Raw genomic sequence first — 23874 nt, forward strand, 5'->3', positions numbered from 1 at the left:
AGAGGTAATCATGGTCAATCAACTTTCGCGGACAGCGCCAACCGTCCAACCAATAGCCGCCACGCCGGAACTTCCTTCCGCCGTCCCGCTGATGGCGCTTTCGACCGGTTTCTGGGCCTTCAAGACTCTGGCCGCTGCGCATGAGCTGGACCTCTTCAGCCGCCTTGCGGGCGGCGCCGGCACCACGGTTGCCGAGCTGGCCGAAGCGCTCAGCCTGCATCAACGCCCGGCCGAGATGCTGTTGACCGGCTGCGCTGCACTCGGGCTCCTGGAGAAAACCGGCGGCCGCTATCGCAACACGCCGTTAAGCGAAACCTATCTCGTGCGCGGAAAACCGTATTACTTCGGCGGCTTCGTGCAGATGCTCGACAAGCGGCTCTATCCCGGCTGGGGCAGGCTTATCGAGGCGCTGCGCACGAACCGGCCGACCACGTGGGACCCGGCGGTGCGATCCTCGGCGTTCGACGGCGAAGATCCGATGATGCTGGCGCTGTTCTGGGAGGCGATGCATTCGGTCTCCACGATGACCGCGCGCAAGCTCGGCGAAGCCCTGGATTTCGGACATTTCCGCCGCCTCCTCGACATCGGCGGCGGATCGGGGGCGTACGACATCGAGCTTTGCAAACAGTATGGGGCGCTGCGTTCGACCGTGTTCGACTTGCCGCATGTCGCCGCGATCGCCGCGGGAAAGATTGCCGAGGCCGGCTTGACCGACCGCATCGAGACCGCAGGGGGCAACTTCTTCGAGCAGCTTCCCGGGGATCACGATTTGCATCTCCTGTCGATGATCCTGCACGATTGGGACGAGGCGAAGAACCGCGCCCTGCTGCGCCGGTCGTTCGGGGCTTTGCCGAGCGGCGGCGCAGTCGTCATCAGCGAGCTTCTCGTCAATGACGGAAAGACCGGACCGGCGCCGGCGGCGCTGATGAGCCTCAACATGCTGATCGAGACGGAAGGACGAAACTACACGCAGGCCGAATATTCGGCGTGGCTCGAGGAAGCCGGATTCCGGCACATCAAGACGGTCTGGTTCGAGGCACCCGGCGCGAACGGCGCCGTGATCGGCCGCAAGCCGTAAGGCGCAAAGCGCAGTGTAACAGGCGCCCCGCAGTTCAACCCTGCCGACAATGATGATGGAGGCCGAAATGGCTCACACGCAAACTCGCGTCGATCTTCACCGTCTGCTTGGACTTGTGCTGAAAACCACAGCAACCGCAATCGCGGCTCTCAAGACCTGGCAACGGACCGTCTCAAGACGTCGGGCAATCGCTGGTTTGACGCCCGATCGGTTGCGGGACATCGGTCATGCCGAGGCGCCCGCGCCGGTGCTTGAGGTCAAGGCAGGTCTGGTCACGAACTTGATGTCGATGAGGTAAGCGAATTCGGCCGTCATAGCAGGTACAAGGCCAGCGGCCGTCATGCATTTTTGCTCCTTCTCACAAGCTCAGGCAACCGGGCGCTTTGCCAGCAGCAGCCCACATCCAAGCATGATCATGGCACCGCCCGAGCCTTCACGAAGACGGCGAACGAGATTCGCACGCGACGCCGCGCCGTCGCGAAGCCTTCCGGCTGCAAACGCCACGACAATATCGGCGAGCGTGTTGAGGGCAACCGAGATGGCGCCGAGGATCAGGAACTGCAGAACGACGTGATCCGACGATGTATCGACAAACTGGGGAATGAAGGCGAGGAAGAATGCGGCCGTCTTCGGGTTCATCACTTCGACAAGAACGCCATCCCTGAAGGCCCGCATCGTGCCGACGGGCGGCTCCGAATGACCCAGCGACTTGTAGTCGAGCCTGGCATGGCGAACGGTTCGGTATCCCATCCAGACCAGATAGAGCGCGCCGACCACCTTGAGTGCCGTGAACAATTCGGCGCTTGCCAGCACGATCGCCGAGACGCCAAGGCTGCCGGCCACGACATGAAACAGCCCGCCGAGACCATTGCCAAGGCTCGAAGCGATTCCTTCCGAGCGACCGCCGGAAAGGGTTCGGGCGGCGACATAAAAAATCCCCGGACCCGGAGTAATCGCCAGCAGGAATGCCGTGAACAGGTAGATGGTGAAGGCGTTGGATTCCAGCATGGCAATATCCTGATGAAAGACTGTCTATCGAGCTTGCACATAAGCGGAGAAAACCGCATCGAGATGGTCGAGAGCGGCGGCGACGCGCTGCCGTGCCTGGTCCTTCAGAGGGAGGACAGGGCGTGGCGGATCGACGTCGCAGAGGTTCAGAAGACTGGCGACGACATACATCACCCTGAAACTGCCGAATTCCTTGAACAGCGCCCAAAGCGGTCCGAAGGCGGCGTCAAGTCGCTCGACGGCCGCAGCGTCCCCGGCTTGCGCCGCTCGCGTCAGGGCCAGGGCCGGTGACGGCAGAAGTCCTGCGACGACGGAATACCAGGCGTCGCTCCCGGCGAGCAGCGCAGGCGCGCCGCCCCAGTCGCCGCTGTAGCCGATCCTGAATGCCGACCCGGTCGCAGACCGGAGGGAGGCAAGATCGGACGCGAAGTCACCACCGGACGGCAAAGGCATCTTCACGGCTTCGATGTTGACCACCTTCGACAAGCGGGAAATGAGATCCAGGCTGAAGGTGAACCTGGTCGTGCCGGGATTGTTGTAGATGCAAAGCGGGAGCTGCCCCGCGTCGGCGACTGCGGCGAAGTGTTCGAAGACCTCGTCGTCGAAGAGCGGCGTATAGGAAACCGGAGCGAGCAGCAGGCCGTCGGCGCCCGCAGCCTTCGCGTCACGGGCAAGGTCCACGGCATCGCTGGTCCGGATCGCTCCGACGCCGACAATAACCGGGATTTTGCCGCCGACCGTGTCCATTGCCGTTTCGACCGCCCGTCGACGCTCTTGTCGCGTGAGGAAAGCGTAGGCGCCGGTACTGCCGAGCAGTCCGATGGAGTCCGCTCTCGCCTCCTCGATGTTTTTCAGAAGGCGCGCGAGGGCGACGGGGTCGAGCCTGCCGGAAGCGTCCGCCGGGGTCATCGGGAATGCTGAAAGGCCTTGGAAGAGTGACATGAAGGAACCTTTTCAGATGCGGGTCAGGAGAAGCTTTAGCCCGGCAAATCCGAAGAATACCGCCAGCGTGCCTTCGATCCAGCGCCGCGCCCGCCGATACAGGGCGATCATGGGAGCGGTCGAAAAGACGATCGCGTAGCCGCAGAAGATGGTGACGCTCAGCACCGCGCAGCCCGCGAGGATCACCAGAACCGTATGCGACGACGACCCAGGCCCGAGTCCCAGCGTCATCAGCGCGATCCATGCCAGGATCGATTTCGGATTGGTGAGATGCATCAGCAGTCCGCGCTGGTAGAGAGTGGCCGCCGTCGCCTTCCGTTCGTTGGTCGGGCGAAGCTGATCCTTGTCTGAAGAAAGCGCAGCCTTGCCCGCTTTGAAGGCGAGATAGAGAAGATACAGGCCGCCGAGCAGCTGCAGGACCACAAGTGCGTGCGCGTATCGACTGAGGATCGCCGAGACACCTGACGCCGCCATCAGGCCCCAAAAGATCGAGCCACTGACGACGCCAGATGCGATTGCCAGCGCGGCCCCGCGGCCGTCGTTCATGGCGACGGCCATGATGCGCATATTGCTCGGCCCGGGACTGCCGGCAGCGATGACGTAGGCGGTAAAGACGATGATGAATTGGTGGAACTCGGCCAGCATTTTACTTCCCAGGAGGTGCAATCTGGCGTCATCAATACAAGCACAACTGGCCCTGACATAGAACCAGTTTTGAATAAAAAGCGCTGGTCCAGTTGGCCTCAGGCCTTTGCCTGGCTGATTTTCCCGGTAATGTCTGGATCAACGAAACGTCTTCATTTGGGTAATCGCGAATGGTCCAGTCCCGCAAGCAGAATTCGTCGTCGGGAAGTTCGTCGTCGGGATTGGGCGCCCGCGGGATCTATGAGAACCTGCGGGAACAGATCGTGGCGGAGGTCTACGGCCGCGGAGACGTGCTTCCGTCGGCTCGTGCGCTGGCGGTCGAGCTTGGCGTCTCGCGAACGACTGTGACGTCCGCTTACGAACAGCTCGCCGCCGAGGGGTTCGTGGTCATTCGACATGGCGCTCGGCCACGGGTAGCCATCAAGGTCGCGCACAGCGAGCCGGGAGACCTCGTTCATACAGCCGCAGAGCCACACAGCCTCTCCGCTTTCGCAGAAAGGCTTCGATCCCGAGCCATCCCGATGCGGGTTGCGTCGGAGAAGCTCGTAGCCGACTTCCGCTACGGCGACATGTCGGCCTCTGACTTCCCGACCCTTGCCTGGCGAAAGGCCATGAACGATGCTGCGCTGGGACGGCCGCTCAAGCTGTCCTATGGCGACCCCTGTGGCTTGACCCGCCTGCGTGCCGCCCTGCAGGGCTATCTTTGGCGAGCGCGCAGCATCCGCTGCGAGGTGAACGAGATCGTCGTCGTCAACGGTTCTCAGCAGGGACTGGATCTCTGCGCCCGCCTGCTTCTCGATGAGGGCGACGGCTTCGCCATCGAAGAGCCCTGCTACCCGATGGCACGGAGCGTCTTCGAGATGACAGGAGCCATCGCCGCCCCGGTGGAGGTTGACGCCGAAGGCATCAGGGCTGACCTGTTGGCGGATGTTGACGCGCGGCTGGCTTACGTCACGCCGTCACATCAGTTTCCCCTCGGAAGCGTAATGTCGATGGGGCGACGCCAGCAACTGCTAGGATGGGCGAAAGAGAAGAGGGCCTACATCGTCGAGGACGACTACGACAGCGAATATCGTTTCGACATGAACCCGATACCGCCGCTTCGCGCGCTGGGAGGCGCGTCGAACGTCATCTATATCGGTACGGTTTCGAAGACATTGTCGCCGTTGCTGCGGATCGGCTACGTCGTCGTTCCGCGTGAGTTGCAGGAGGTTTTTGCCCACGCCAAGCGGTTGACGGACAGGCATGCCCCCAGCCTCGAACAGGAGGCACTCGCGACCCTGGTGGAATCCGGCGCCTACGAAAGCCACGTGCGCAAGGCCCGGCGTCAAAATGCCCGCCGACGTGCAGCGCTCCTCGACGCTCTGCAGGCTGAATTCCGCGGTCTCGTTCGGGTCGAAGGCGCGCAGGCCGGTCTGCACGTCGTCGTCTGGTTTCGCGACATGCCGCCCGCTATGGCGGCATCGTTCATCGAGAAAGCCGCCGCGCTCGGAGTTGGCGTCTACTCCATATCGCCGCATTATTTCGACCAGACATTGGATTTCGATCAGACATTGGGTCGGAGCTGCCTCGGCCTGGTAATGGGATACGCTAGTCTGACCGAGAGCCAGATCCACAGAGGACTAAAGCTCCTTCGACGCGCTTACGAGGAGGCGACAGGCAGCGGCGACAAATCGTAGGTGCTTGACGGCCTGCCTGAGGGAACATGCGCGCGACGCCGAAGGCAGCCTCGGCACCGCGCGGGTGGTGAATTGCCCTCGAGCGCTTTCGTTTTGGTGGACCAAACCCGCGCTCTAACTCTTTGTTTTACGCATTTTGTCGGACGCCAAACCAAGGCTTTTGGCTGCAAAATGCTCTAGAACCACCGCCGTTCAGGCTCGGAGCTCTTTGCGATCACAATTCCCAAGAGAACGCCGAGCACGCCGCCAAGCATCATCGCCGTAGAGATCGTGCCTGGGTTCTGCTGGACGGTTTCGGTCACAGTGTGTGCCTGGCTACGCAATTGCCCGGCTGCGCGCGACGCCCGTTCGGCGGCGCTTTCGTACCAGCCCTGTGCCTCCTCGGCGCGGTCGGAAAGGGTCCGATTTATTTTGGTGATTTCGCGACGAAGCTCGGCGATCTGTTTCTTCATCGCTTCCTGCGCATCGTTTGCCGCCTTTGAGGCGCCTGCCATATTGGTGGTCTCCGCCATTGGATTTCTCCCTTTGGTAATCATATCCCCCAAGGTCATCAGATAGGGGAAACGGTCGCGGACGCGCAGGGTTCCTTGCCCCAGAAAACGCGCCGCTGATTGCGGTATCAAGCATCCCCTTGCTCCCGCGCGTGGCGGGCAATGATGCTCTCCTCGTCGGTCGCGACGACGCGTATTTCGACCTTGCTGTCCGGTTGGCTTATGATCCCGGCATGGGCGGCATTGGATGGCTCGTCGATCGCCACGCCAAGCCAATCAAGCCTTTCGCATATTGCCTTGCGGACCGGCGCCGAGCGCTCGCCGATGCCGGCGGTGAACACCAGGCATTCGAGGCCGCCCAGCGTGTTGGCGAGCGCGGCAGCTTCCCGTGCCGCCCTGAAGGCAAAAAGCTCTACCGCTTCGCGGGCGTGGGGGTCGTCGCTCGCTTCCAGCGTGCGCATGTCGCCCGAGATGCCGGATATTCCAAGCAGCCCGGATTGCTCATAGAGCATATGCTGCAGAGCCTCTCCGGCGATGCCTCGTTCCAGGACGAAGTACAAAAGCACGCCCGGATCGATGGCGCCGCAACGCGTGCCCATGACCAGCCCGTCGAGCGCGGAAAAGCCCATCGTCGTGTCGAAGCTTCTCCCGTCGCGCATGGCGCACAGGCTCGCCCCGTTGCCGAGATGGGCGACGATCGTCCGCTTCGCTGCAAGCGCCGGCGACATCGCCTTGAGCCGCCCGGCGATGTACTCGTAGGAAAGTCCGTGAAACCCGTAGCGGCGGATTCCGTCCGCATCGTATTTGCGCGGCAGCGCGAAGCGGCTGACGATCGGATCGATCGTCTGATGGAAGGCGGTGTCGAAGCAGCCGACCTGCGGCAGATCCGGCCGCAGCGCCGCAAGTGTGCGGATCGGCGCGAGACTGCGGGGCTGGTGCAGCGGCGCAAGCGGCGTCAGCCTGTCCAGGGCCTCGATCACGACCGGCGTCAGGCGGACGGGGTCGACGAACTCGCGCCCGCCATGCACGATGCGGTGACCGGCGCATATCAGTTTCCTGCCGCCAAGTTCGCTCTCGATCCAGCGCAGCAAATCGCCGATGCCCGCATCGCGTGCGTCTGCGGCAAGCCGCCGATCACACTGCACTGTTCCGTCGGCCGCTTTCGCGCTGAGCCTCGGCGCATCGCCGAGATCCAGCTTGCCACGCGAGACAAGCTGCAGTTCGGCGGAGGGTTCCAGATCGTATAGTCCGAACTTGATGCTGGAGGAGCCGGCGTTCAGTGCAAGAATTGCCTGTCGCATCAATCGCCAGCCTTCGTCGCGCTGTTCTCGGGCCAGTTCCACTCCTGGATCTCGGGCATGTCTTCGCCATGCTCGCGGACGTAAGCCTTGTGTTCGGCAAGCTTCCCGTGAAGTTCGGCGGCAAGGTCTTTCGCCCGTTCGGCGAGCCCAGGCACGCGTTCGACCACCGCGAGCGCCAGGTGGTAGCGGTCAAGCTCATTGAGCACGACCATGTCGAACGGCGTCGTCGTGGTGCCTTCCTCGCGAAAGCCGTGCACGTGCATGTTGTCATGGTTGGCGCGTCGGTAGGTCAGGCGGTGGATGAGATAGGGATAGCCGTGATAGGCGAAGATGACCGGCCTGGCCTTCGTGAACAGCGCGTCGAAATCCTCGTCCGCCAGGCCATGCGGATGCTCTGAATTCGACTGCAGCGTCATCAGGTCGACCACGTTGACGACGCGTACCTTCAGGTCGGGAAGCGCCGAACGCAGAATGTCGGCGGCCGCGAGCGTCTCCAGTGTCGGCACGTCGCCGGCGCAGGCCATGACCACATCCGGATCCTCGCCCTTGGCAACCGTCCCGGCCCACTCCCAGATTCCCGCCCCCGCCCTGCAGTGGGCCTCCGCGGCGTCGACGGACAGCCATTGCGGCGCCGGCTGCTTGCCGGCGGTGATGACGTTGATGCGGTTATAGGTTCTCAGGCAATGGTCGGTGATCCACAGCAGCGTGTTGGCATCCGGCGGGAAATAGAGCCTGACCGTGTCGGCCTTCTTGTTGGCGACGAAATCGGCAAAGCCCGGATCCTGGTGGCTGAAGCCATTGTGATCCTGCCGCCAGACATGCGAGGTCAGCAGGTAGTTGAGGGAAGCGATCGGCTCGCGCCAGGCAAGCTCGCGGGATGTCTTCAGCCATTTCGCATGCTGGTTGACCATGGAATCGACGATGTGGATGAACGCCTCGTAACAGGAGAACAGGCCATGGCGGCCGGTCAGCAAATAGCCCTCCAGCCATCCCTGGCAGAGATGCTCGCTGAGCACTTCCATGACGCGGCCGTCCCGGGAGAGTTTTACGTCATAGGGCTCTATCCGCTGCATCCAGACCCGGTCGGTAACCTCGAATACCTCGTCAAGCCGGTTGGAGGATGTCTCGTCCGGCCCCATCAGCCGGAAATTCCGGGCCTGCTCATTCAGGCTCATGACGTCGCGAAGATAGCCCCCGAGAACCCGCGTCGCCTCGGCCTTGGCGCCACCCGGACGCGGCACATCGAGCGCCAGGTTTTTCCAATCGGGAAGCACGAGGTCGCGCTTCAGCAGTCCGCCGTTGGCATAGGGGGTTGCGCCCATGCGCTTGGATCCGGTTGGCGCAAGCGCCGCCAGCTCTGGAAGAAGATGCCCGCTGTCGTCGAACAGCTTTTCCGGCTCGTAGCTCCGCATCCAGTCTTCGAGGATCTTGCGGTGTCCCGCATTGCTGCGGGCGTTCGACACCGGCACTTGATGCGAGCGCCAGAAATCCTCGACCTTCTCGCCATCGACCTCCTTCGGGCCGGTCCACCCCTTCGGGCTGCGCAGCACGATCATCGGCCACAGCGGACGCTCTCCTTGCCAGAACGGCGTACGGGCGCGCTCCTGGATCGAGCGGATTCTGTCGAGCACGGTGTCCAGCTTGATGGCCATCAACCGATGCATGGGAACCGGCTCGTGACCTTCGACGAAAAAAGGTTCGTAGCCATAGCCGGCGAACAGGGCTCGCAATTCCACGTCATCCATGCGGGCAAGGATCGTCGGGTTGGCGATCTTGTAGCCGTTGAGATGCAGGATCGGCAGGACAGCGCCGTCGGATGCCGGGTTGAGGAACTTGTTGGAGTGCCATGCCGCCGCGAGCGGACCGGTTTCCGCTTCGCCGTCGCCGACGACGCAGGCGACCACCAGATCGGGATTGTCGAAGGCCGCGCCGAAAGCATGGACCAGCGCATATCCCAGTTCCCCGCCTTCATGGACCGAGCCGGGCGTTTCCGGAGCAGCGTGGCTCGGCACTCCGCCGGGGAACGAGAATTGCCGAAAAAGTTTCCTCAACCCGTCTTCGCCCTGGCCGATTTCGGGATAGATTTCGCTGTAGCTGCCCTCAAGCCAGGTGTTCGCCACCATCGCCGGGCCGCCATGACCCGGGCCGCAGATAAACAGAACGTCGAGACCGCGTTGACGGATGACGCGGTTCAGGTGGACGTAGATGAAGTTGAGGCCAGGCGTCGTGCCCCAATGGCCAAGCAGCCGCGGCTTGACGTGTTCGGCTTTCAGCGGCTCGCGCAGCAGCGGATTATCCATCAGATAGATCTGGCCAACCGAAATGTAGTTCGCGGCCCGCCAATAGCGGTCCATGAGATCGATCTGATAAAGGCCCGTTGTGGTCGCAGCTTTCTGAGCCTCGTCGTTCATCGAAAAATCTCCAGAATGCGTTCGCCCGTCGATATCTGGAGTGACATCGCTCTGGAGAAAGGATTCTTACGGAAAAGTTCGGCTGGAGCCGCCATTTTCGCCCGCCAATCGCTCTTTTGCAGGAACCTGGAAGCTCGCCAACGGTTAAGGAGACTAGCCGCCGGACATGAGTTGCCGAGGCCGAGCGCATACCCGAGAAGCCGTCGGGCACGATCAGGGGACAATCGGGGGGCTGTCAGCTCGCAAGAGAAGCAAAAAGATGCTCGATCTTTCCCACGCACGCAACCGAATGGTCGAAGTCCATCTCAGCCGCCGTGGCATCCATGACCGCGAGGTGCTGGAAGCGATGCGCGAGGTTCCGCGCGAGGCATTCGTCGCTCCCGGCTTTGAAGAATTCGCCTATGAGGACGGGCCGTTGCCGATCGCCGAGGGGCAGACGATATCGCAGCCCTACATCGTCGCCTTGATGATCGAGATGGCGGAAATCGGACCGGGCGACCATGTCCTGGAGGTTGGCACCGGTTCGGGCTACGCGGCTGCCGTGATGAGCCGGATCGTCGAACGCGTCTACACGATCGAGCGCCACGCCGGGCTGGCCGAAACGGCGAGACAGCGGTTCCAAGAGCTTGGCTACGACAATATCGAAGTCCGCACCGGCGATGGCACCAAAGGCTGGCCCGACGCGGCGCCCTTCGACGCCATTCTGGTCGCCGCCGGCGGACCCGGTGCGCCGCTTGCGCTTCAGGAACAGCTCGACGTCGGCGGCAGGCTCGTCATCCCGGTCGGCGACGATCCGCATGATCAGCGCCTTCTCAAGGTCACCCGAACCGGCGCTGCGACTTACAGCGAGGAGGATTTCGGCGGCGTGCGGTTTGTCCCGCTCATCGGCGAGCAGGGCTGGCCCGAGAGCGGCAACCGTATCGCGAATGATCGTCCGTCCGGACGCGCACGCACGCGCAGCCTGCCCGAGATGATCGCGGCGGCGGCCGAACCGCTGCCGGACTTCGACGATCCGGCGTTCGGCGCATTGTTCGACCGGTTTGGCGACCGGCGCGTCGTCCTGCTCGGTGAAGCGAGCCACGGCACGTCGGAGTTCTACCGGGCCCGCGCCGCGATCACCCGCAGGCTCATCGAGAAGCACGGCTTCACCATCGTCGCTGTGGAGGCAGACTGGCCCGATGCAGCGGCGATCGACCGCTACGTCCGCCATCGACCGCCACGCGCCAACGCCGATCCGCCGTTCCAGCGGTTTCCCACTTGGATGTGGCGCAACACCGACGTTGCCGCGTTCGTCGATTGGATGCGACAACACAATGAGCGCATCAGGCTATCGTCCCGGCTGGCGGGGTTCTACGGCCTCGACATCTACAATATGAGCGGATCGATCGCCGCGGTTCTGCAATATCTCGACCGGGTCGATCCGCAGGCAGCAAAGGTCGCGCGTGAACGCTATGGCTGCCTGACGCCTTGGCAGCATGAACCATCCACCTACGGCCGTGTCGCGCTCACTTCGGGTTACAAGAAATGCGAGCAGGCCGTACTTGAACAATGCCGCGAGTTGCTTGCCAGGCAGCTCGACTATGCCCAGCAGGATGGCGTCGATTTCATGGATGCCACCCAGAATGCCCGGCTGATCGCTTCCGCGGAACGCTACTACCGGATCATGTACTATGGCGGCGCGCAGTCCTGGAATTTACGCGATACCCATATGTTCGAGACGCTCGAGCATCTGCTGGAAGCTCGCGGCCCCAACGCCAAGGCGGTCGTGTGGGCGCATAATTCCCATATCGGCGATGCCCGCTACACCGAAATGGGGATTGTCAGGGACGAAGTGAACATCGGCCAGCTCTGCCGCCAGCGCTTCGGCGACGAGGCTGCCTTGATCGGGCTCGGCACGCATTCCGGGACAGTCGCCGCGGCCTCCGACTGGGACAGCGAGATGGAGATCAAGCGGGTGCGGCCTTCCCACAACGACAGCTACGAGCGGCTTTGCCATGATAGCGGCGTCCCGCGTTTCCTGCTCGATATCAAGCGCGACGATACGTTGCGCGAGCGGCTTCTGGAGCGTCGGCTGGAGCGCTTCATCGGCGTGATCTATCGGCCGGAAACCGAACTGCGCAGCCATTACGCGGATGCCTCTCTTGCCCAGCAGTTTGACGCGTTCGTCTGGTTCGACGAAACCGTCGCGGTGACGCCGCTTGGGCCGGAGCATGTCGGAACCGGCGTTCCCGACACCTATCCGTTCGGGCTCTAATGCATGTCGCGCAAAAGCGTACCCTCGGGCCTGACCCGAGGGCGTGCAGCGGTTTTGCGATAGCGACATGCATAAAACAACAATCTAAAACGCGTCGCGTGAGGCCGGCCAAATGCGACGCGCTTTAGCCGCCTCGCGGACAAGGCCGCGTCAAGGTGAGTTTCGGCGGAACATTCATCGCGCCCTGCTGTTTTAGAACAGGACCCTTTTCGAAGGAGTTGTGCCATGAGCGGAACCAAACATCCAAAGTGGAAAAAGCCGAGCGATGCCGATCTGAGGAACAATCCCGGTATCGGCACCTCGAAGGGCACGATCAAGGAAGGCGACGAACTCTTGCTCGAAGGCGAAAACACCATCGAGGGCGATGTCGAGAACGACACGAACGCCCTTGGCGGGATCAATCCAAGGCAAAAGATGCGGACGAACAAGTAGCGTCGCTGCGCATCCCACGCGCTATTCACTTCCAGCATAAAATGTCGCGGCGGCAGCAATCGAGATCAGGCTCAGCATCGCGAGGCCTGCCCTGGCGACGTGCGAGGCTTCCCAAACATCGCGCAAGTCTGTCCAGTCGCCGCTTTGCTTCCGGCGGAGCATTGAAAAAAACGTCGCGGCTGGTTTCGACACTGCGACGTCCTGCACCCAGAAATTGTTGACGGGATGTGTTACCAGCCAATAGGTCGCATGTTCCGCCACCAGGAAGACAAGGGCCGCCAAAGTCCACCAGAATCGACCGCCTGGATAGGGCGTGAGGTAAAGCAGGATGGCGAGTGCAATGATGCCGCCGATCTCGGCAAACCCGCCGATCGTGAAGCCGGGATAGTAGATCTCCTGCACAGATTTGTAGGTGGCCTCCTTGAGGCGCAACTTGCCGGGCAACTCCAACGCGTGTGCGAGCGACAGCGCCATTGCGATTGCGACCAGAAGAAGGGTGACAATCATGAACGCGCGCATGCTGTTCCTCCCTGAACCGTCTTGGCAATACGCGGCGTACATAGCGTGCTCGCCGACACGGTAAAGGCGACGAAGGTGGAACCGCCGCTCCATTATTCAACGCCGCTGGCATTGAGCCCCACCGCCAAGGCATGGAACAATCGTTCGGCGCGATGGTTGTCACCCTGGATGATCCTCCTCCGAGGAAACGGAAGGAGACACATGCCGCTGTGAACGACCCACGTCTAGGCCGGGGTCGACAGCGAGAACGAGCTATTCATTGGCGCCGGAGCTGTTGAGTGGAAACACATTGGCGCCGAGGAGATGTGAAGCAAGCTTCGGGGAGTCTCCGATGACCGATCCTGATCCAGACCCGAACAATCCCGTGCCGATACCGGATAATCCCAATCCCGAGCCGGCCCGGCCGCCTGCTCCGCCGGAGACTCCGCCTGGTGAGCCTCCGGGCGTTCCTCCGCCTTCGCCTGATCCCGTTCCCAGCCCCGAAAGGCAGCCCGTCGAAATTCCTCCCGATATACCACCGGAGATTCCTACGGAACCGACCTTTCCGGGTCCGACGGCCAGAGCATTGGACCCCGGAGCATTGGACCCAGGAGTAAAAACCCGGCTGTAGAATGACGACGTCGCCGGCCATTCCGGTTTTGGTCATTCCCCGATTTGGCTGGTCGAACGTTCGTTGAGCGTCGCGCCCGTTTGCGCATCGATCGCCGCCAGGCTGACCTCATAGCCCCACAGGGTCCGGATATGGCGCAGCGTCGCGTCGCGACCGGCCTCCTCCAGCATGATGCCGTTCTTCACCTTGTGCTCCAGTCGCAACTGCCGGTCGCCGAGCAGATCGACATCCACAACTTGGATATCCGGCCGGCTCGCGCCGATGTCGTAGCTCTGGGCGAGCCCGGCGCGTATCTTTTCGTAGCCACGCTCATTGTGTATCGACGCGACTTCGTAATGCGGCTCGCTGGCGGCGTCGGCGAGGACAAAGAGCCGCCATTTCCGCATCAGGGCGGGGCTCAGATACTGGCGGATGAAAGATTCGTCGCGATGGTTCGCCCACGCGTCGAGCAGGGTTTCGCGCCAATTGCCGTTGCCGGCAATATCGGGGAACCAGTCACGATCCTCGGCGGTCGGCTCGGTCGCTATGCGCTGGATGTCCTGCATCATGTCGAGGCCCAACGCATAAGGATTGATACCGGAAAACCGCGGGTCGTCGAAGCCTGGCTGAAAGATCACGTTCGAATGGTTGCGCAGGATTTCCAGCATCGCGCCTTCGCTGATCAGGCCACGATCGAACAGCATGTTCATCAGCGTGTAGTGCACGAAGGTGGCGCAGCCTTCGTTCATCACCTGTGTTTGCCGCTGCGGATAAAAGTATTGCGCGACGACGCGGACGATCCTGACGATTTCACGCTGCCAGGGCTCCAGGACCAAGCTGTTTTTTTCCAGGAAGTAAAGCAGGTTCTCCTCGGGCAGCTTGAGCGTTTTCTTTCGCTCCGCGATGTTGGAATCCTTTGCCCCAACATTGTCTCCGCCCTTCGAAGGCGGCAGCGTGCGCCACAGATCGTTGTAAGAACGCTCTTCGTACTCCAGGCGCTCACGAACGCCTACACGTTGCCGCTCCGACGACAGCTTCGGCGGCCGGCGATATCTGAAGACCCCCTGTTCCATCAGCGCGTGGGCCGCATCGAGGATCGCCTCCACCGCGGCAACGCCGTGCCGCTCCTCGCAACGGGCAATGTAACCTTTGGCAAAGTCCAGATAGCTCAGGATCGCGCTGGCGTCCGTCCATTGCCGGAACAGATGATTGTTCTTGAAAAAATGATTATGGCCAAGCGCTGCATGAGCTGTCACCAGGGCCTGCAGGGCCATGGTGTTTTCCTCCATCAGGTAGACGATGCAAGGATTGGAATTGATCACCAGCTCATAGGCGAGCCCCCGCCCGCCTTTGCGATAGAGCAATTCCTGGTAGAGGAAATGCTTGCCGAAGGACCAGTGGCGATACATCAGCGGCATGCCGACCGAGGAATAGGCGTCGAGCATCTGCTGGGACGAGATGATCTCCATCTGCACCGGATAGATGTCGAGGTGAAGCTCTTCGATCGCGATCGCCTCGATCGCGTCGTAGGCGCGCGACAGTGTCTTGAAATCCCAGTCGGACCCCGAAAAGAGCAAACCTGATTTGCTGGTTTGGCCTGGTTTGCTGGTTGGGCCTGATTTGCTGGTTTGGCCCGACTTGCTGGTCTGGCCCGACGTGCTGGTCTGGTTCGCCATCGGCTCCCCTCAAGCGCTTTTCTGCAGGACCGGCTGCCTGGCAAAGAGCTGGCGAAAGACCGGATAGATGTCGGCTGCGTTGGCGATACGGCTCATCTGGAAATTCGGCCATCGCTGGTTGACAACGCTGTAGGCGCGCCAGAGCGAGGTCCCATTGTCGGTGGTGCCGAAAATATGGCTCTCACGTTCGTCGATGATCTCGACATAGGCGAAATACTGGCACAGGCGCATGATCTGGCCGTCCATCAGGCCGATGCAGCGCTCGGAATCGGTGACGAAATTGTCGCCGTCCGACGCCTGGGCGGCATAGATGTTCCACTCGTTGCTGGGATAGCGTTGCGCGATGATGCGGTGCATTTCCTCGAGTGCCGTGGAAACAACCGTGCCGCCGCTTTGCGTATTGTAGAAGAAGGTTTCCTCGTCCACCTCCTGCGCCTCGTGCGTATGGCGGATGAAGACGATTTCGGTGCGGTCGTAGCGCCGTTTCAGGAACAGGTGCAGCAGCACGAAGAAGCGCTTGGCCAGATCCTTCTCGCGTTCGCCCATCGAGCCGGATACGTCCATGAGACAGAACATGACCGCATTGGCATTCGGCACGGGCTGGGCGTCGAAACGGTTGAAGCGGATGTCGACGGGATCGACATAGGCGATCCGCTTGCGGCGGCGCTCAAGTCGCTCAAGCTCCTCCCGCAACGCTGCAATGCGCTGGCGTGCCGGCGCCGCGCTCTGCGGCTCGGCCTCCAGGATTGCGAGTTGCTCCGCAATCGCATCGAGTTCCTCCTGCTTGGGGCGCCTTAGCGCAATCCGGCGACCATGGCTGTTTCGCATCGTGCGCCCGACATTGATGTTGGTCGGCGAACCGGTCGCAGCGAACCCGGCGCGGCGCGGTTTGAAGGATAGTATCTCCTTGAGGTTGAGCTTGACCATGTCGGGAAGTTCGAGATCCTCGAAAAAGAGGTCGAGCACCTCCTCGCGCGAGAGCACGAAACGAAAATCGTCCTCCGAGACCGTTTTCCCGGGAGACGAGCCGCCGCCGCCCTGGCCGGGCTTGGGAACCCGGTCGCCAGGGGCGAAATGCTTGTTGCCCGGCAGGATGTGCTGTCGCCTGCCGCTGTCCTTGGCATCGCTGAAGCTCGGCTCTGCTGTGCCCCTCGCCGGCATCGAGACGGTGTGCTCGCTGTCGACATCGGCGATCTTGCCGGTACGGATCCGATCCCGGATGCTTCGCTTCAGCTCTTCGCGCGCACGCTTCAAGAAGCGCTGGCGGTTGCCGAGGCTCTTGTCCTTTGGGTTCAGTCGGCGATCGACAAAGATCGGCATGGAACCATCCCGGCCGGACTCAGCCCGCCTTGTTCACCCGCATGTACCAGTCCACCAGCCGGCGGACCTGGCGTTCGGTGTAACCGCGTCCGACCATCCGATGCACGAACTCGGTATGCCGCTTCTCCGTTACGCTGTCCTGCTTGGAGCCGAAGCTGATCACCGGGAGCAGATCCTCGACCTGGCCGAACATCCGCTTCTCGATGACTTCGCGCAGCTTTTCATAGCTCGTCCACGACGGGTTGCGGCCATGGTTCCTCGCCCTGGCACGCAACGTGAACTTCACGACCTCGTTGCGGAAGTCCTTGGGGTTGGCAATGCCGGCCGGCTTTTCGACTTGCGACAGTTCGTTGTCCAGCACCTCGCGATTGAGGATCTGGCCGGTATCGGGGTCTTTGTAGTCCTGGTCCTCGATCCAGGCATCGGCATAGGCGATGTAGCGGTCGAACAGGTTCTGGCCGTATTCGCTGTAGGATTCCAAATAGGCCTTCTGAATTTCATGGCCGATGAACTCGGCATAGCGCGTGGCCAGTTCCGACTTTATGAAGTCGAGATAGGCGGCTTCCGTTTCCTTGGGGAACTGCTCGCGCTTGATCGCCTCCTCCAGAATGTACATCAGATGCACGGGATCGGCGGCCACTTCCTTGGTGTCGTAGTTGAAGGTCTGCGACAGGATCTTGAAGGCAAAGCGCGTGCTGACGCCGGTCATGCCTTCATCGACCCCGGCGGCATCGCGGTATTCCTGAACCGACTTCGCCTTGGGATCTATGTCCTTGAGGTTCTCGCCGTCATAAACGCGCATCTTGGTGTAGAGCGGCGAATTGTCGTGCTCGGCCAGACGGGTCGAGACGGTGAACCGGCTGAGAATGTCGAGAACCTCCGGTGCACAGGAACTGGAGGCCAATTCGCTTTCGCGCAGCAGCTTTTCGTAGATCTGCCTTTCTTCTGTGACCCGCAGGCAATACGGCACCTTAACCACCAGGATACGGTCGAGGAATGCCTCGTTGTTCTTGTTGTTCTTGAACTGCAGCCATTCCGATTCGTTGGAATGGGCTACGACGATGCCCTGATACGGGAAAGATCCGAAGTTTTCCGTACCGTTGTAGCTGCCTTCCTGGGTAGCGGTCAGCAACGGATGCAGGACCTTGATCGGCGCTTTGAACATCTCGACGAACTCGAGCAGCCCCTGCGTGGTCCGGTTCAGGCCGCCGCTGTAGGAATAGGCGTCCGGATCGGATTGGCTGAAATGCTCGAGCTGTCTTATGTCGACTTTGCCGACCAGGGCCGAAACGTCCTGGTTGTTCTCATCGCCTGGCTCGGTCTTGGAGATGCCTATCTGGCGTAGCCGCGAAGGCATGAGCTTGACGACGCTGAACTTGGAGATGTCGCCGGACAGTTCGTCGAGGCGCTTGGCCGCCCATGGCGAGATAAGACCGTTCAGCCGGCGCCGCGCGATGCCGTATTTGTCCTCCAAAAGGTCGCCCATGCGGTCAGGATTGAAAAGCCCGAGCGGCGATTCGAAAACCGGACTGATCTGGTCGCCGACCTTCAGCGTATAGATCGGACGCTCCTCCATCAGCTTCTTCAGCCGTTCGGCGAGCGAGGACTTGCCGCCGCCGACAGGGCCAAGCAGATAGAGAATCTGCTTGCGCTCCTCGAGCCCCTGAGAGGCATAGCGGAAATAGCCGGCTATGCGCTCGATCGTGTCCTCCATGCCATAGAACTCGGCGAAGGTGGGATAGACCTTGATTGTCCTGTTCGAGAAAATGCGGCCGAGCCGCTCATCCATGCTGGTGTCGATCAGGGTGGGCTCGCCGATCGCCTCGACCATCCGCTCGGGCGCCGAAGCATACATCGATTTATCCTCGCGGCAGGCAAGGAGATATTGCTGGATGCTTATCTCCTCCTGCGCCGCATTGGTGTAAATCTCCGAAAACAGATCGAAGACGTCGGAGTGGTTCTCGCGCATGGTATTCCTCGCCCCGGCCGGTCTGGTTGCTGTCGCCTCTTCACTCAACTGTCGGAAAGCCTTTGTGGTTCCCTATTACACGTAGTGCGTCTGCGACCGGATGTTAGGGGTCCAGACAGATATCGTGAACGCCTGGAAGTCAGCCAGCGAATGGCTCGCACAATGGAACGTTTCCGAGGGAAGTCCATTCTTCCACCAGCGCTTGCCGAGCGCAACAGCCCGCTGGGTACAAGTTGCCTTTCTGAAGCAATAAACCGCCCGCGCTCAGCAGTTGCCCGCGCTCAACGGTTGCCCGCGCTCAACGGTTGCTCGCGCTCAGCAGTTGCCCCGCGTTCAGCAGTTGCCCGCGTTCAGCAGTTGAATGGCGAATCACTGGCCATTCGGCGAAGAGAGCTGCACTGCGGTGTCCAACCCTGCACCGGGAGCAACGGTTTCGCTCCTGATGGGTAACTAGGGAAAGGAGATGTTCCATGTTCGAGAACAGCATGTGGTTGATCGTCGTTGCTGGAGGCCCGCTACTGCTGGCAATCCTGCTCGCCTACGCACTCCTTACGTGGCGACGCCGGGGGCCTGCAGAGCGCAGAGAAAGCGATCGGGCCACCGAGCGACTGTATCGCGAGGAAAACGGCCCGGGCAGAGGCGGTAAAACAAAGTAAAACACGTCGCATGAAGTCGGTCGAACGCGACTCGCTTTAGACTCCAACACTTTCGGGCCAAAGCGCCCGGATCTGCTTCGGCAACGCGTCCCGCACCTTGGCCGACTGGCCGAGGTCGACATGCCTGGCGAGTACCTTGAACACGGATCTCGTCGCATCCTCGGGATTCACCGGTCGAGTGGATTTCATCTCCTCGGCCACCCGCTGCAAAAAATCCTCCAACGAACGGCTGCTCGTCGGCAGATCACGCGGCCGATACCGATCATAGTAGGCTCCGCGCACGAGAAGCGGCAGTTCAGCCCCCAAATTGGCAGCCAGTTCAATCTGCAGCCAATCCCGCAAGGTGCGTAGAACGGCTCCCAGCATATGCCAGGCCACGCGCCTGTCGGGCCCGTGATCGGCCATGATCTCGTCCAGCCAGATGTTTGTCGTCTGCAGGGTTTTGTCAAAAACTTCCAAGCCGGTTGCGCTCATCGTCGCCTCCTCTGGGCAATCCAACACCCGCCCAAATCACCCGCCCAAAATGCCCGTCATGACGCGCAAACGGCGATCGAGCGCAATTGTTTCGTCACTCGTTGAAAATTGTCCAAGAGGTCTTTACGCGTACAGTTACGAACGGGCACCCCAAGGAGGCGGCCATGAAGAGCGATACCGAATATCTACGTCTCGCCGTGGAGATCGCCACCGAGAGCCGGGCGAGTGGCAATCATCCTTTTGGGGCGCTCCTGGTCGGGCCGGAAGGCGACGTGCTCCTTTCGTCGGGCAACACCTACGCGCGGGATCGCGGCGTTGGCCACGCAGAGGCAAACGTGGCCCGCGCGGCTGCGCAGCAATACGACCCGACCTTTCTCGAGCGATGCACGCTGGTGACCTCGGTCGAGCCGTGCTGCATGTGCGCCGGGGCCTGTTACTGGGCTGGCATCGGCACCGTGGTCTACGGACTCAGCGAAAGGCGGCTGGCCGAGCTGACCGGAGACAATTCGGAGAATCTGACCCTCGATCTGAGTTGTCATCAGGTGTTCGCCGCCGGGCGGCGCCATGTAGCAATCCGTGGCCCATTCCCTGAACTCGAAGAACAGATCGTAACCGACCACAAGGATTTCTGGTGACAGAACCAGTCATAAAAGGACTGCTGTCGGTGAAGAATCCGTAGCCTCTGCGGCGCCACGAGCTCCGGCCACTTCTGGCCCGAAGGTTTGACGCGCGAGGCCCGGGTCTTGTTGCAGAAAGCCATCGACGCGTTCATCGCAAATCCCGGTGCGCATCTCAAGACTCGCACGCAAAACCGCCGACTGGAGCCTACATTCGGACTCGACCGACACGTTCATTCCACCAGTTCGAACGCTCAGTTGCCCGGAACCTTCCGCCCCTCTCGCCGGTTTACCGCGGAGGGGTTGCAAATGGGTCGATATTTCAGCCTGTCAGCTGCGTTATTGTTGCTCGCGAGCGGCTCTGCCGGCGCCCAGACGAGCACTCAGTCGGCACTTGAGCCCGCGGGAGCGGAAGCGCAGCAGATAGAAATGCTCTTTTGGGTCATGCTAAGCGGCGGCGCCGTCATCTGGCTGGGCGTGGTCGGCCTGCTTCTTCATTCAGCCCTCGTCAATCGCCGCAGGCTGGCCGAAAAATCTGCCAGCAGCATCATCCTGTGGGGCGGCGTAGTCTTCCCCTCGGTCACGCTTTGTGCGCTGCTCGCCTATGCGCTGTGGCTGATGCCTGGCCTTCGGCCCTTCGCCCAGGCGAGCCCCGCCGCCCTGCGGATCGAAGTCACCGGCAGGCAGTTCTGGTGGGAAGTTGTCTATCACCCTCCTCAGGGATCGCCGGTCATGTCCGCCAACGAGATCAGGTTGCCGATCGGCGAGCGGGTCGAATTGACCCTGAAAAGCGCCGATGTGATCCATTCCTTCTGGATCCCACCGCTCGGCGGCAAGATGGACATGATCCCCGGCCGCACCAACAGGCTTTCGATCATGGCCACGAAACCTGGTATATTCCGCGGGCCGTGCGCGGAATATTGCGGCACGTCTCACGCGCTGATGGCCCTCTCGGCCGTCGCGATGGCGCCCGAAGCCTTCCGGTTCTGGCTTGCCGCCCAAGCAATTCCCGCGGAAGGGGCCGGCGCGAGCGGCGGCGCGCTGTTCCTGCGCCATGGCTGCGGGTCCTGCCATGTCGTCGCGGGCACCGATGCGCGCGGCCTGATCGGCCCGGACCTTTCGCATATCGGTTCCCGCGGAACTGTTGGAGCCGGAATCCTGCCCAACACCGAAGACGCCGTCGCCAGTTTCATCGCCCGGCCCGACCTGATCAAGCCCGGCTCCAGAATGCCGGCCTTCGACATGTTGCCGCCGGACGACATTCGCGCCATAGCCGCCTGGCTGAGAGGCCTGCGATGAGCGCTGCGGTCAAGGAGCGTTCGCCGGAAGAATACAAGGCGCAGGAACAGCGGCTGCGCGCTGTGTGGGCCAATCCGACCGGTTGGCGGTACTGGACCTCGGTGAACAATTACCAGATCGGCCTCTGGTACGGCTCGGCGGCCTTCGCCTTCATGCTGTTTGCCGGCGTGCTCGCGCTCTTGATGCGGATGCAGCTCGCTGTGCCAGACAACGATTTTCTCTCGGCCGACTTCTTCAACCAGGCTTTCACCCTGCACGGCACGGTGATGATGTTCCTCTTCGCGGTGCCGATCTTCGAGGCGGTCGCGATTTTCCTGCTGCCGCCGATGCTGGGCGCCCGCGAGATGCCGTTTCCGCGCCTCGGAGCCTTCAGTTTCTGGAGCTTCTTGCTCGGCGGTATCTTCGTCTGCGGCTCGATCTTCTTCAACGCAGCGCCGTCGGCAGGCTGGTTCATGTATCCGCCGCTCGCCACCGACAAGGAGTTCTCCGGCATTGGCGCCGACATCTGGCTGCTCGGCCTTTCCTTCATCGAAGTCGCCTCGATCGCGGCCGCCGTCGAGCTCATCGTCGGCATCATGAAATGCCGCGCGCCGGGCATGCGCATCAACCTGATGCCGCTCTTCGCCTGGTACCTGCTGATCGTTGCCGGAATGATCCTGTTCGCCTTCCCGCCGCTGATCGCCGGCGACCTCCTGTTCGAGATGGAACGGATGTTCGATTGGCCGTTCTTCGACGCAGCGCGCGGCGGCGACCCGCTGCTGTGGCAGCATCTGTTCTGGATATTCGGCCATCCGGAAGTCTACATCATCTTCCTGCCGGCGATCGCGCTGATGGCCATGATCGTGCCGACTTTTTCCCAGCGTCCGATCGTCGGTTACTCCTGGATCGTGCTCGCGGCAGTGGGGACGGGGTTCCTTTCCTTCGGCCTGTGGGTGCACCATATGTTTGCCACAGGCCTGCCGCAGATCTCGCTGGCCTTCTTCTCGGCGGCCTCCGAGGCGGTGGCGATCCCGACGGGCGTGCAGATCTTCGTCTTCATCGCCACCATGCTGGCCGGCCGGGTGATCTTCTCGACCCCGATGCTGTTCGGCACCGGAGGGCTGGCCATCTTCGTCATTGGTGGCCTGACGGGCGTCATGGTGGCGCTCGCACCCTTCGACTGGCAGGCCCACGACACGTATTTTGTCGTTGCGCATCTCCATTATGTGCTGATCGGCGGCATGCTTTTCCCGGTCGTGGCCGGGCTCTATTACTATTACCCGCTGATCGACGCGAAGAAGCTCTCAGACGGCTTGGGGCGGCTCGCCTTCTGGCTGATGTTCTGCGGCTTCAACATCGCCTTTTTCCCCATGCATCTGAGCGGCTTGCGCGGCATGCCCCGCCGCGTCTTCACCTATCCAGACGAAATCGGCTGGAACTGGCTGAACCTGATCTCGACGGCCGGAGCCTTCATTTTCGCCGCGGGGGTGCTGGTGGTCGTCTTCGACGTGCTCAGGCCGAAGCACCGGCAGCCGCGCGGCGAATTCAACCCGTGGAATGCCGGCACGCTGGAATGGGTTTCCGAGCCGGAGGAGAACTGGGGCGTCCGCTCGATACCCATCGTGCGCAGCCGCTACCCCTTGTGGGACCAGAAGGACCTTGCCCGCCAGGTCAATGAAGGCCGCTATTATCTGCCCGACGCGGAAGAGGGATGGCGCGAGGGACTGGTCACCACCGTGCTCGACGCCGAACCCGTCCAGGTGCTGCGCGTCGGCGGCACCTCCCATGTCACCATCGTCTCGGCATTTTCGCTCGCGGCCGTCTTCATCGCGCTTACCTTCCACTGGTGGATCGCGACGGCGCTGGCCGCAATCATCTGCTTTTGCGCAGTCATCTACTGGCTCTGGACGGGCACTGGCGAAATCCCCGAGAAGCCGGAAAAGGATGTCGGCCTGGGCCTCAGCCTGCCGCTTTATGCCTCCGGCTCCGATTCGGTCGGCTGGTGGGCGATGTTCATCACCATGGTGGGCGACGGCACCGCGTTCGCCAGCCTCGTCTTCGGCTATTTCTTCTACTGGACGATCCATGCCAACTTCACCGCGGGGATTGCCGGGCCCGATGCGGTCTGGTCGCTGGTGGCTGCCAGCCTGTTCGCTGCGGCGTGGGGCCTGATGGTGGCGGCACGCACGGTCAACAGGCGCGGCGCTACGGCCACTATGCGCGGCTTGCTGGTGCTGTCCCTGCTGACGACCGTTGCCGCGTCCGCCACAGGCCTGGCCGCGCCATTGTCTCCAGGCATGGACCCGACGCGCCACGTCTATCCCGCAATCGTCTGGATCCTGGTGATCTGGGTGCTCGCCCATGCAGCGCTCGGCACAGTCATGCAGGCCTATTGCCTGGCCCGCTCGCTGGCCGGCCGACTGACGCCGAAGCATGACCTGGATCTAGGCAATGTGGTGCTCTACTGGCATTTCCTGCTGATTGCCGCCGTCACCACCTTCGCCATCATCGGCCTCTTTCCGGCAGCGATGTGAG

At 61.9% G+C, this 23874-nt stretch carries 20 protein-coding genes; 9 read left to right on the forward strand and 11 right to left on the reverse strand.

The window, feature by feature from the left end; translation table 11 throughout:
* The first annotated feature begins 10 nt into the window (after positions 1–10).
* Positions 11–1078, forward strand: coding sequence for a methyltransferase (locus tag AC0L3H_RS14680; protein WP_473585940.1), 1068 nt, complete (start codon positions 11–13; stop codon positions 1076–1078).
* A 67-nt stretch (positions 1079–1145) separates the two neighbouring features.
* Complete coding sequence (locus AC0L3H_RS14685) at positions 1146–1376, forward strand: hypothetical protein (protein WP_473490728.1); 231 nt, start codon at positions 1146–1148, stop codon at positions 1374–1376.
* A gap of 68 nt (positions 1377–1444) precedes the next feature.
* Here AC0L3H_RS14685 and AC0L3H_RS14690 read toward each other — a convergent pair whose 3' ends face one another.
* Genes AC0L3H_RS14690 through AC0L3H_RS14700 form a run of 3 tightly spaced genes read right to left on the reverse strand, consistent with a single transcriptional unit; the run spans position 1445 to position 3673 of the window.
* Positions 1445–2086, reverse strand: coding sequence for a LysE family translocator (locus tag AC0L3H_RS14690; protein ID WP_473490729.1), 642 nt, complete (start codon positions 2084–2086; stop codon positions 1445–1447).
* 24 nt (positions 2087–2110) lie between these two features.
* Positions 2111–3028 carry a dihydrodipicolinate synthase family protein gene (locus AC0L3H_RS14695; RefSeq protein ID WP_473585941.1) on the reverse strand — a complete coding sequence of 306 codons (918 nt, stop codon included), beginning with the start codon at positions 3026–3028 and terminating at the stop codon, positions 2111–2113.
* A gap of 12 nt (positions 3029–3040) precedes the next feature.
* Positions 3041–3673 (reverse strand): LysE family translocator, encoded by a 633-nt coding sequence (locus tag AC0L3H_RS14700; RefSeq protein ID WP_287173977.1) that lies wholly within the window; start codon positions 3671–3673, stop codon positions 3041–3043.
* Positions 3674–3843: 170 nt separating this feature from the next.
* Between AC0L3H_RS14700 and pdxR the strand changes: the two genes are divergently transcribed.
* Positions 3844–5352 (forward strand): MocR-like pyridoxine biosynthesis transcription factor PdxR, encoded by a 1509-nt coding sequence (gene pdxR / locus AC0L3H_RS14705; RefSeq protein WP_473490731.1) that lies wholly within the window; start codon positions 3844–3846, stop codon positions 5350–5352.
* 176 nt (positions 5353–5528) lie between these two features.
* Here the strand turns inward: pdxR and AC0L3H_RS14710 are convergent, their stop codons facing one another.
* From AC0L3H_RS14710 to AC0L3H_RS14720, 3 genes are all read right to left on the reverse strand, one after another.
* Positions 5529–5864, reverse strand: coding sequence for a hypothetical protein (locus tag AC0L3H_RS14710; RefSeq protein ID WP_287070205.1), 336 nt, complete (start codon positions 5862–5864; stop codon positions 5529–5531).
* 107 nt (positions 5865–5971) lie between these two features.
* Complete coding sequence (locus AC0L3H_RS14715; RefSeq protein WP_473490925.1) at positions 5972–7144, reverse strand: acetate/propionate family kinase; 1173 nt, start codon at positions 7142–7144, stop codon at positions 5972–5974.
* Positions 7144–9555: a phosphoketolase family protein gene (locus AC0L3H_RS14720; protein WP_473585942.1), complete on the reverse strand. Its 2412-nt coding sequence runs from the start codon at positions 9553–9555 to the stop codon at positions 7144–7146. The genes AC0L3H_RS14715 and AC0L3H_RS14720 overlap by 1 nt, the downstream gene beginning before the upstream one ends.
* A 259-nt stretch (positions 9556–9814) precedes the next feature.
* Here AC0L3H_RS14720 and AC0L3H_RS14725 point away from each other — a divergent pair, with 259 nt between their 5' ends.
* Both AC0L3H_RS14725 and AC0L3H_RS14730 read left to right on the forward strand, forming a co-directional pair.
* Positions 9815–11809, forward strand: a complete 1995-nt coding sequence (locus AC0L3H_RS14725; RefSeq protein ID WP_473585943.1) for a protein-L-isoaspartate(D-aspartate) O-methyltransferase — start codon at positions 9815–9817, stop codon at positions 11807–11809.
* A gap of 225 nt (positions 11810–12034) precedes the next feature.
* Complete coding sequence (locus AC0L3H_RS14730; protein WP_029350518.1) at positions 12035–12241, forward strand: hypothetical protein; 207 nt, start codon at positions 12035–12037, stop codon at positions 12239–12241.
* 21 nt (positions 12242–12262) lie between these two features.
* On the opposite strand, the gene AC0L3H_RS14735 is transcribed toward AC0L3H_RS14730, so the two are convergent.
* The 4 genes from AC0L3H_RS14735 to AC0L3H_RS14750 all read right to left on the reverse strand — a co-directional run bounded on the left by AC0L3H_RS14735 (position 12263) and on the right by AC0L3H_RS14750 (position 18314).
* Entirely contained in the window at positions 12263–12853 is a 591-nt protein-coding gene (locus AC0L3H_RS14735; RefSeq protein ID WP_473585944.1) for a DUF1772 domain-containing protein, read from the reverse strand.
* A 549-nt stretch (positions 12854–13402) separates the two neighbouring features.
* Complete coding sequence (locus AC0L3H_RS14740; RefSeq protein WP_473585945.1) at positions 13403–15025, reverse strand: SpoVR family protein; 1623 nt, start codon at positions 15023–15025, stop codon at positions 13403–13405.
* A 9-nt stretch (positions 15026–15034) separates the two neighbouring features.
* Positions 15035–16345, reverse strand: a complete 1311-nt coding sequence (locus tag AC0L3H_RS14745; protein ID WP_473585946.1) for a YeaH/YhbH family protein — start codon at positions 16343–16345, stop codon at positions 15035–15037.
* Positions 16346–16364: 19 nt separating this feature from the next.
* Positions 16365–18314, reverse strand: coding sequence for a PrkA family serine protein kinase (locus AC0L3H_RS14750; RefSeq protein ID WP_027151391.1), 1950 nt, complete (start codon positions 18312–18314; stop codon positions 16365–16367).
* Between the two features lie 470 nt (positions 18315–18784).
* On the opposite strand from AC0L3H_RS14750, the gene AC0L3H_RS14755 reads away from it, so the two are divergent.
* Positions 18785–18970, forward strand: coding sequence for a hypothetical protein (locus tag AC0L3H_RS14755; RefSeq protein ID WP_473585947.1), 186 nt, complete (start codon positions 18785–18787; stop codon positions 18968–18970).
* A 36-nt stretch (positions 18971–19006) separates the two neighbouring features.
* On the opposite strand, the gene AC0L3H_RS14760 is transcribed toward AC0L3H_RS14755, so the two are convergent.
* On the reverse strand, positions 19007–19444 hold the full coding sequence (locus AC0L3H_RS14760; RefSeq protein WP_091596603.1) for a DUF2267 domain-containing protein: 438 nt from the start codon (positions 19442–19444) through the stop codon (positions 19007–19009).
* A 164-nt stretch (positions 19445–19608) separates the two neighbouring features.
* Between AC0L3H_RS14760 and AC0L3H_RS14765 the strand changes: the two genes are divergently transcribed.
* The 3 genes from AC0L3H_RS14765 to ctaD all read left to right on the forward strand — a co-directional run bounded on the left by AC0L3H_RS14765 (position 19609) and on the right by ctaD (position 23873).
* Positions 19609–20079 carry a nucleoside deaminase gene (locus tag AC0L3H_RS14765; protein WP_473513370.1) on the forward strand — a complete coding sequence of 157 codons (471 nt, stop codon included), beginning with the start codon at positions 19609–19611 and terminating at the stop codon, positions 20077–20079.
* An 87-nt stretch (positions 20080–20166) separates the two neighbouring features.
* Positions 20167–21360 (forward strand): cytochrome c oxidase subunit II, encoded by a 1194-nt coding sequence (gene coxB, locus AC0L3H_RS14770; RefSeq protein WP_473585948.1) that lies wholly within the window; start codon positions 20167–20169, stop codon positions 21358–21360.
* Positions 21357–23873 carry a cytochrome c oxidase subunit I gene (gene ctaD / locus AC0L3H_RS14775; protein WP_473585949.1) on the forward strand — a complete coding sequence of 839 codons (2517 nt, stop codon included), beginning with the start codon at positions 21357–21359 and terminating at the stop codon, positions 23871–23873. The genes coxB and ctaD overlap by 4 nt, the downstream gene beginning before the upstream one ends.
* Position 23874: the final 1 nt, after the last annotated feature.

It is taken from the genome of Mesorhizobium sp. WSM4816, from assembly GCF_055811535.1.

Bases quoted from the DNA above. Each gene is read 5' to 3' on its own strand.
- ctaD (WP_473585949.1), top strand. From the start codon at position 21,357: ATGAGCGCTGCGGTCAAGGAGCGTTCGCCGGAAGAATACAAGGCGCAG.
- AC0L3H_RS14755 (WP_473585947.1), top strand. From the start codon at position 18,785: ATGTTCGAGAACAGCATGTGGTTGATCGTCGTTGCTGGAGGCCCGCTA.
- AC0L3H_RS14695 (WP_473585941.1), bottom strand. From the start codon at position 3,028: ATGTCACTCTTCCAAGGCCTTTCAGCATTCCCGATGACCCCGGCGGAC.
- AC0L3H_RS14730 (WP_029350518.1), top strand. From the start codon at position 12,035: ATGAGCGGAACCAAACATCCAAAGTGGAAAAAGCCGAGCGATGCCGAT.
- AC0L3H_RS14710 (WP_287070205.1), bottom strand. From the start codon at position 5,864: ATGGCGGAGACCACCAATATGGCAGGCGCCTCAAAGGCGGCAAACGAT.
- AC0L3H_RS14750 (WP_027151391.1), bottom strand. From the start codon at position 18,314: ATGCGCGAGAACCACTCCGACGTCTTCGATCTGTTTTCGGAGATTTAC.
- AC0L3H_RS14740 (WP_473585945.1), bottom strand. From the start codon at position 15,025: ATGGCGAACCAGACCAGCACGTCGGGCCAGACCAGCAAGTCGGGCCAA.
- AC0L3H_RS14685 (WP_473490728.1), top strand. From the start codon at position 1,146: ATGGCTCACACGCAAACTCGCGTCGATCTTCACCGTCTGCTTGGACTT.
- AC0L3H_RS14700 (WP_287173977.1), bottom strand. From the start codon at position 3,673: ATGCTGGCCGAGTTCCACCAATTCATCATCGTCTTTACCGCCTACGTC.
- AC0L3H_RS14735 (WP_473585944.1), bottom strand. From the start codon at position 12,853: ATGGAGCGGCGGTTCCACCTTCGTCGCCTTTACCGTGTCGGCGAGCAC.
- AC0L3H_RS14765 (WP_473513370.1), top strand. From the start codon at position 19,609: ATGAAGAGCGATACCGAATATCTACGTCTCGCCGTGGAGATCGCCACC.
- AC0L3H_RS14720 (WP_473585942.1), bottom strand. From the start codon at position 9,555: ATGAACGACGAGGCTCAGAAAGCTGCGACCACAACGGGCCTTTATCAG.
- AC0L3H_RS14690 (WP_473490729.1), bottom strand. From the start codon at position 2,086: ATGCTGGAATCCAACGCCTTCACCATCTACCTGTTCACGGCATTCCTG.
- AC0L3H_RS14760 (WP_091596603.1), bottom strand. From the start codon at position 19,444: ATGAGCGCAACCGGCTTGGAAGTTTTTGACAAAACCCTGCAGACGACA.
- AC0L3H_RS14715 (WP_473490925.1), bottom strand. From the start codon at position 7,144: ATGCGACAGGCAATTCTTGCACTGAACGCCGGCTCCTCCAGCATCAAG.
- AC0L3H_RS14680 (WP_473585940.1), top strand. From the start codon at position 11: ATGGTCAATCAACTTTCGCGGACAGCGCCAACCGTCCAACCAATAGCC.
- AC0L3H_RS14745 (WP_473585946.1), bottom strand. From the start codon at position 16,345: ATGCCGATCTTTGTCGATCGCCGACTGAACCCAAAGGACAAGAGCCTC.
- pdxR (WP_473490731.1), top strand. From the start codon at position 3,844: ATGGTCCAGTCCCGCAAGCAGAATTCGTCGTCGGGAAGTTCGTCGTCG.
- AC0L3H_RS14725 (WP_473585943.1), top strand. From the start codon at position 9,815: ATGCTCGATCTTTCCCACGCACGCAACCGAATGGTCGAAGTCCATCTC.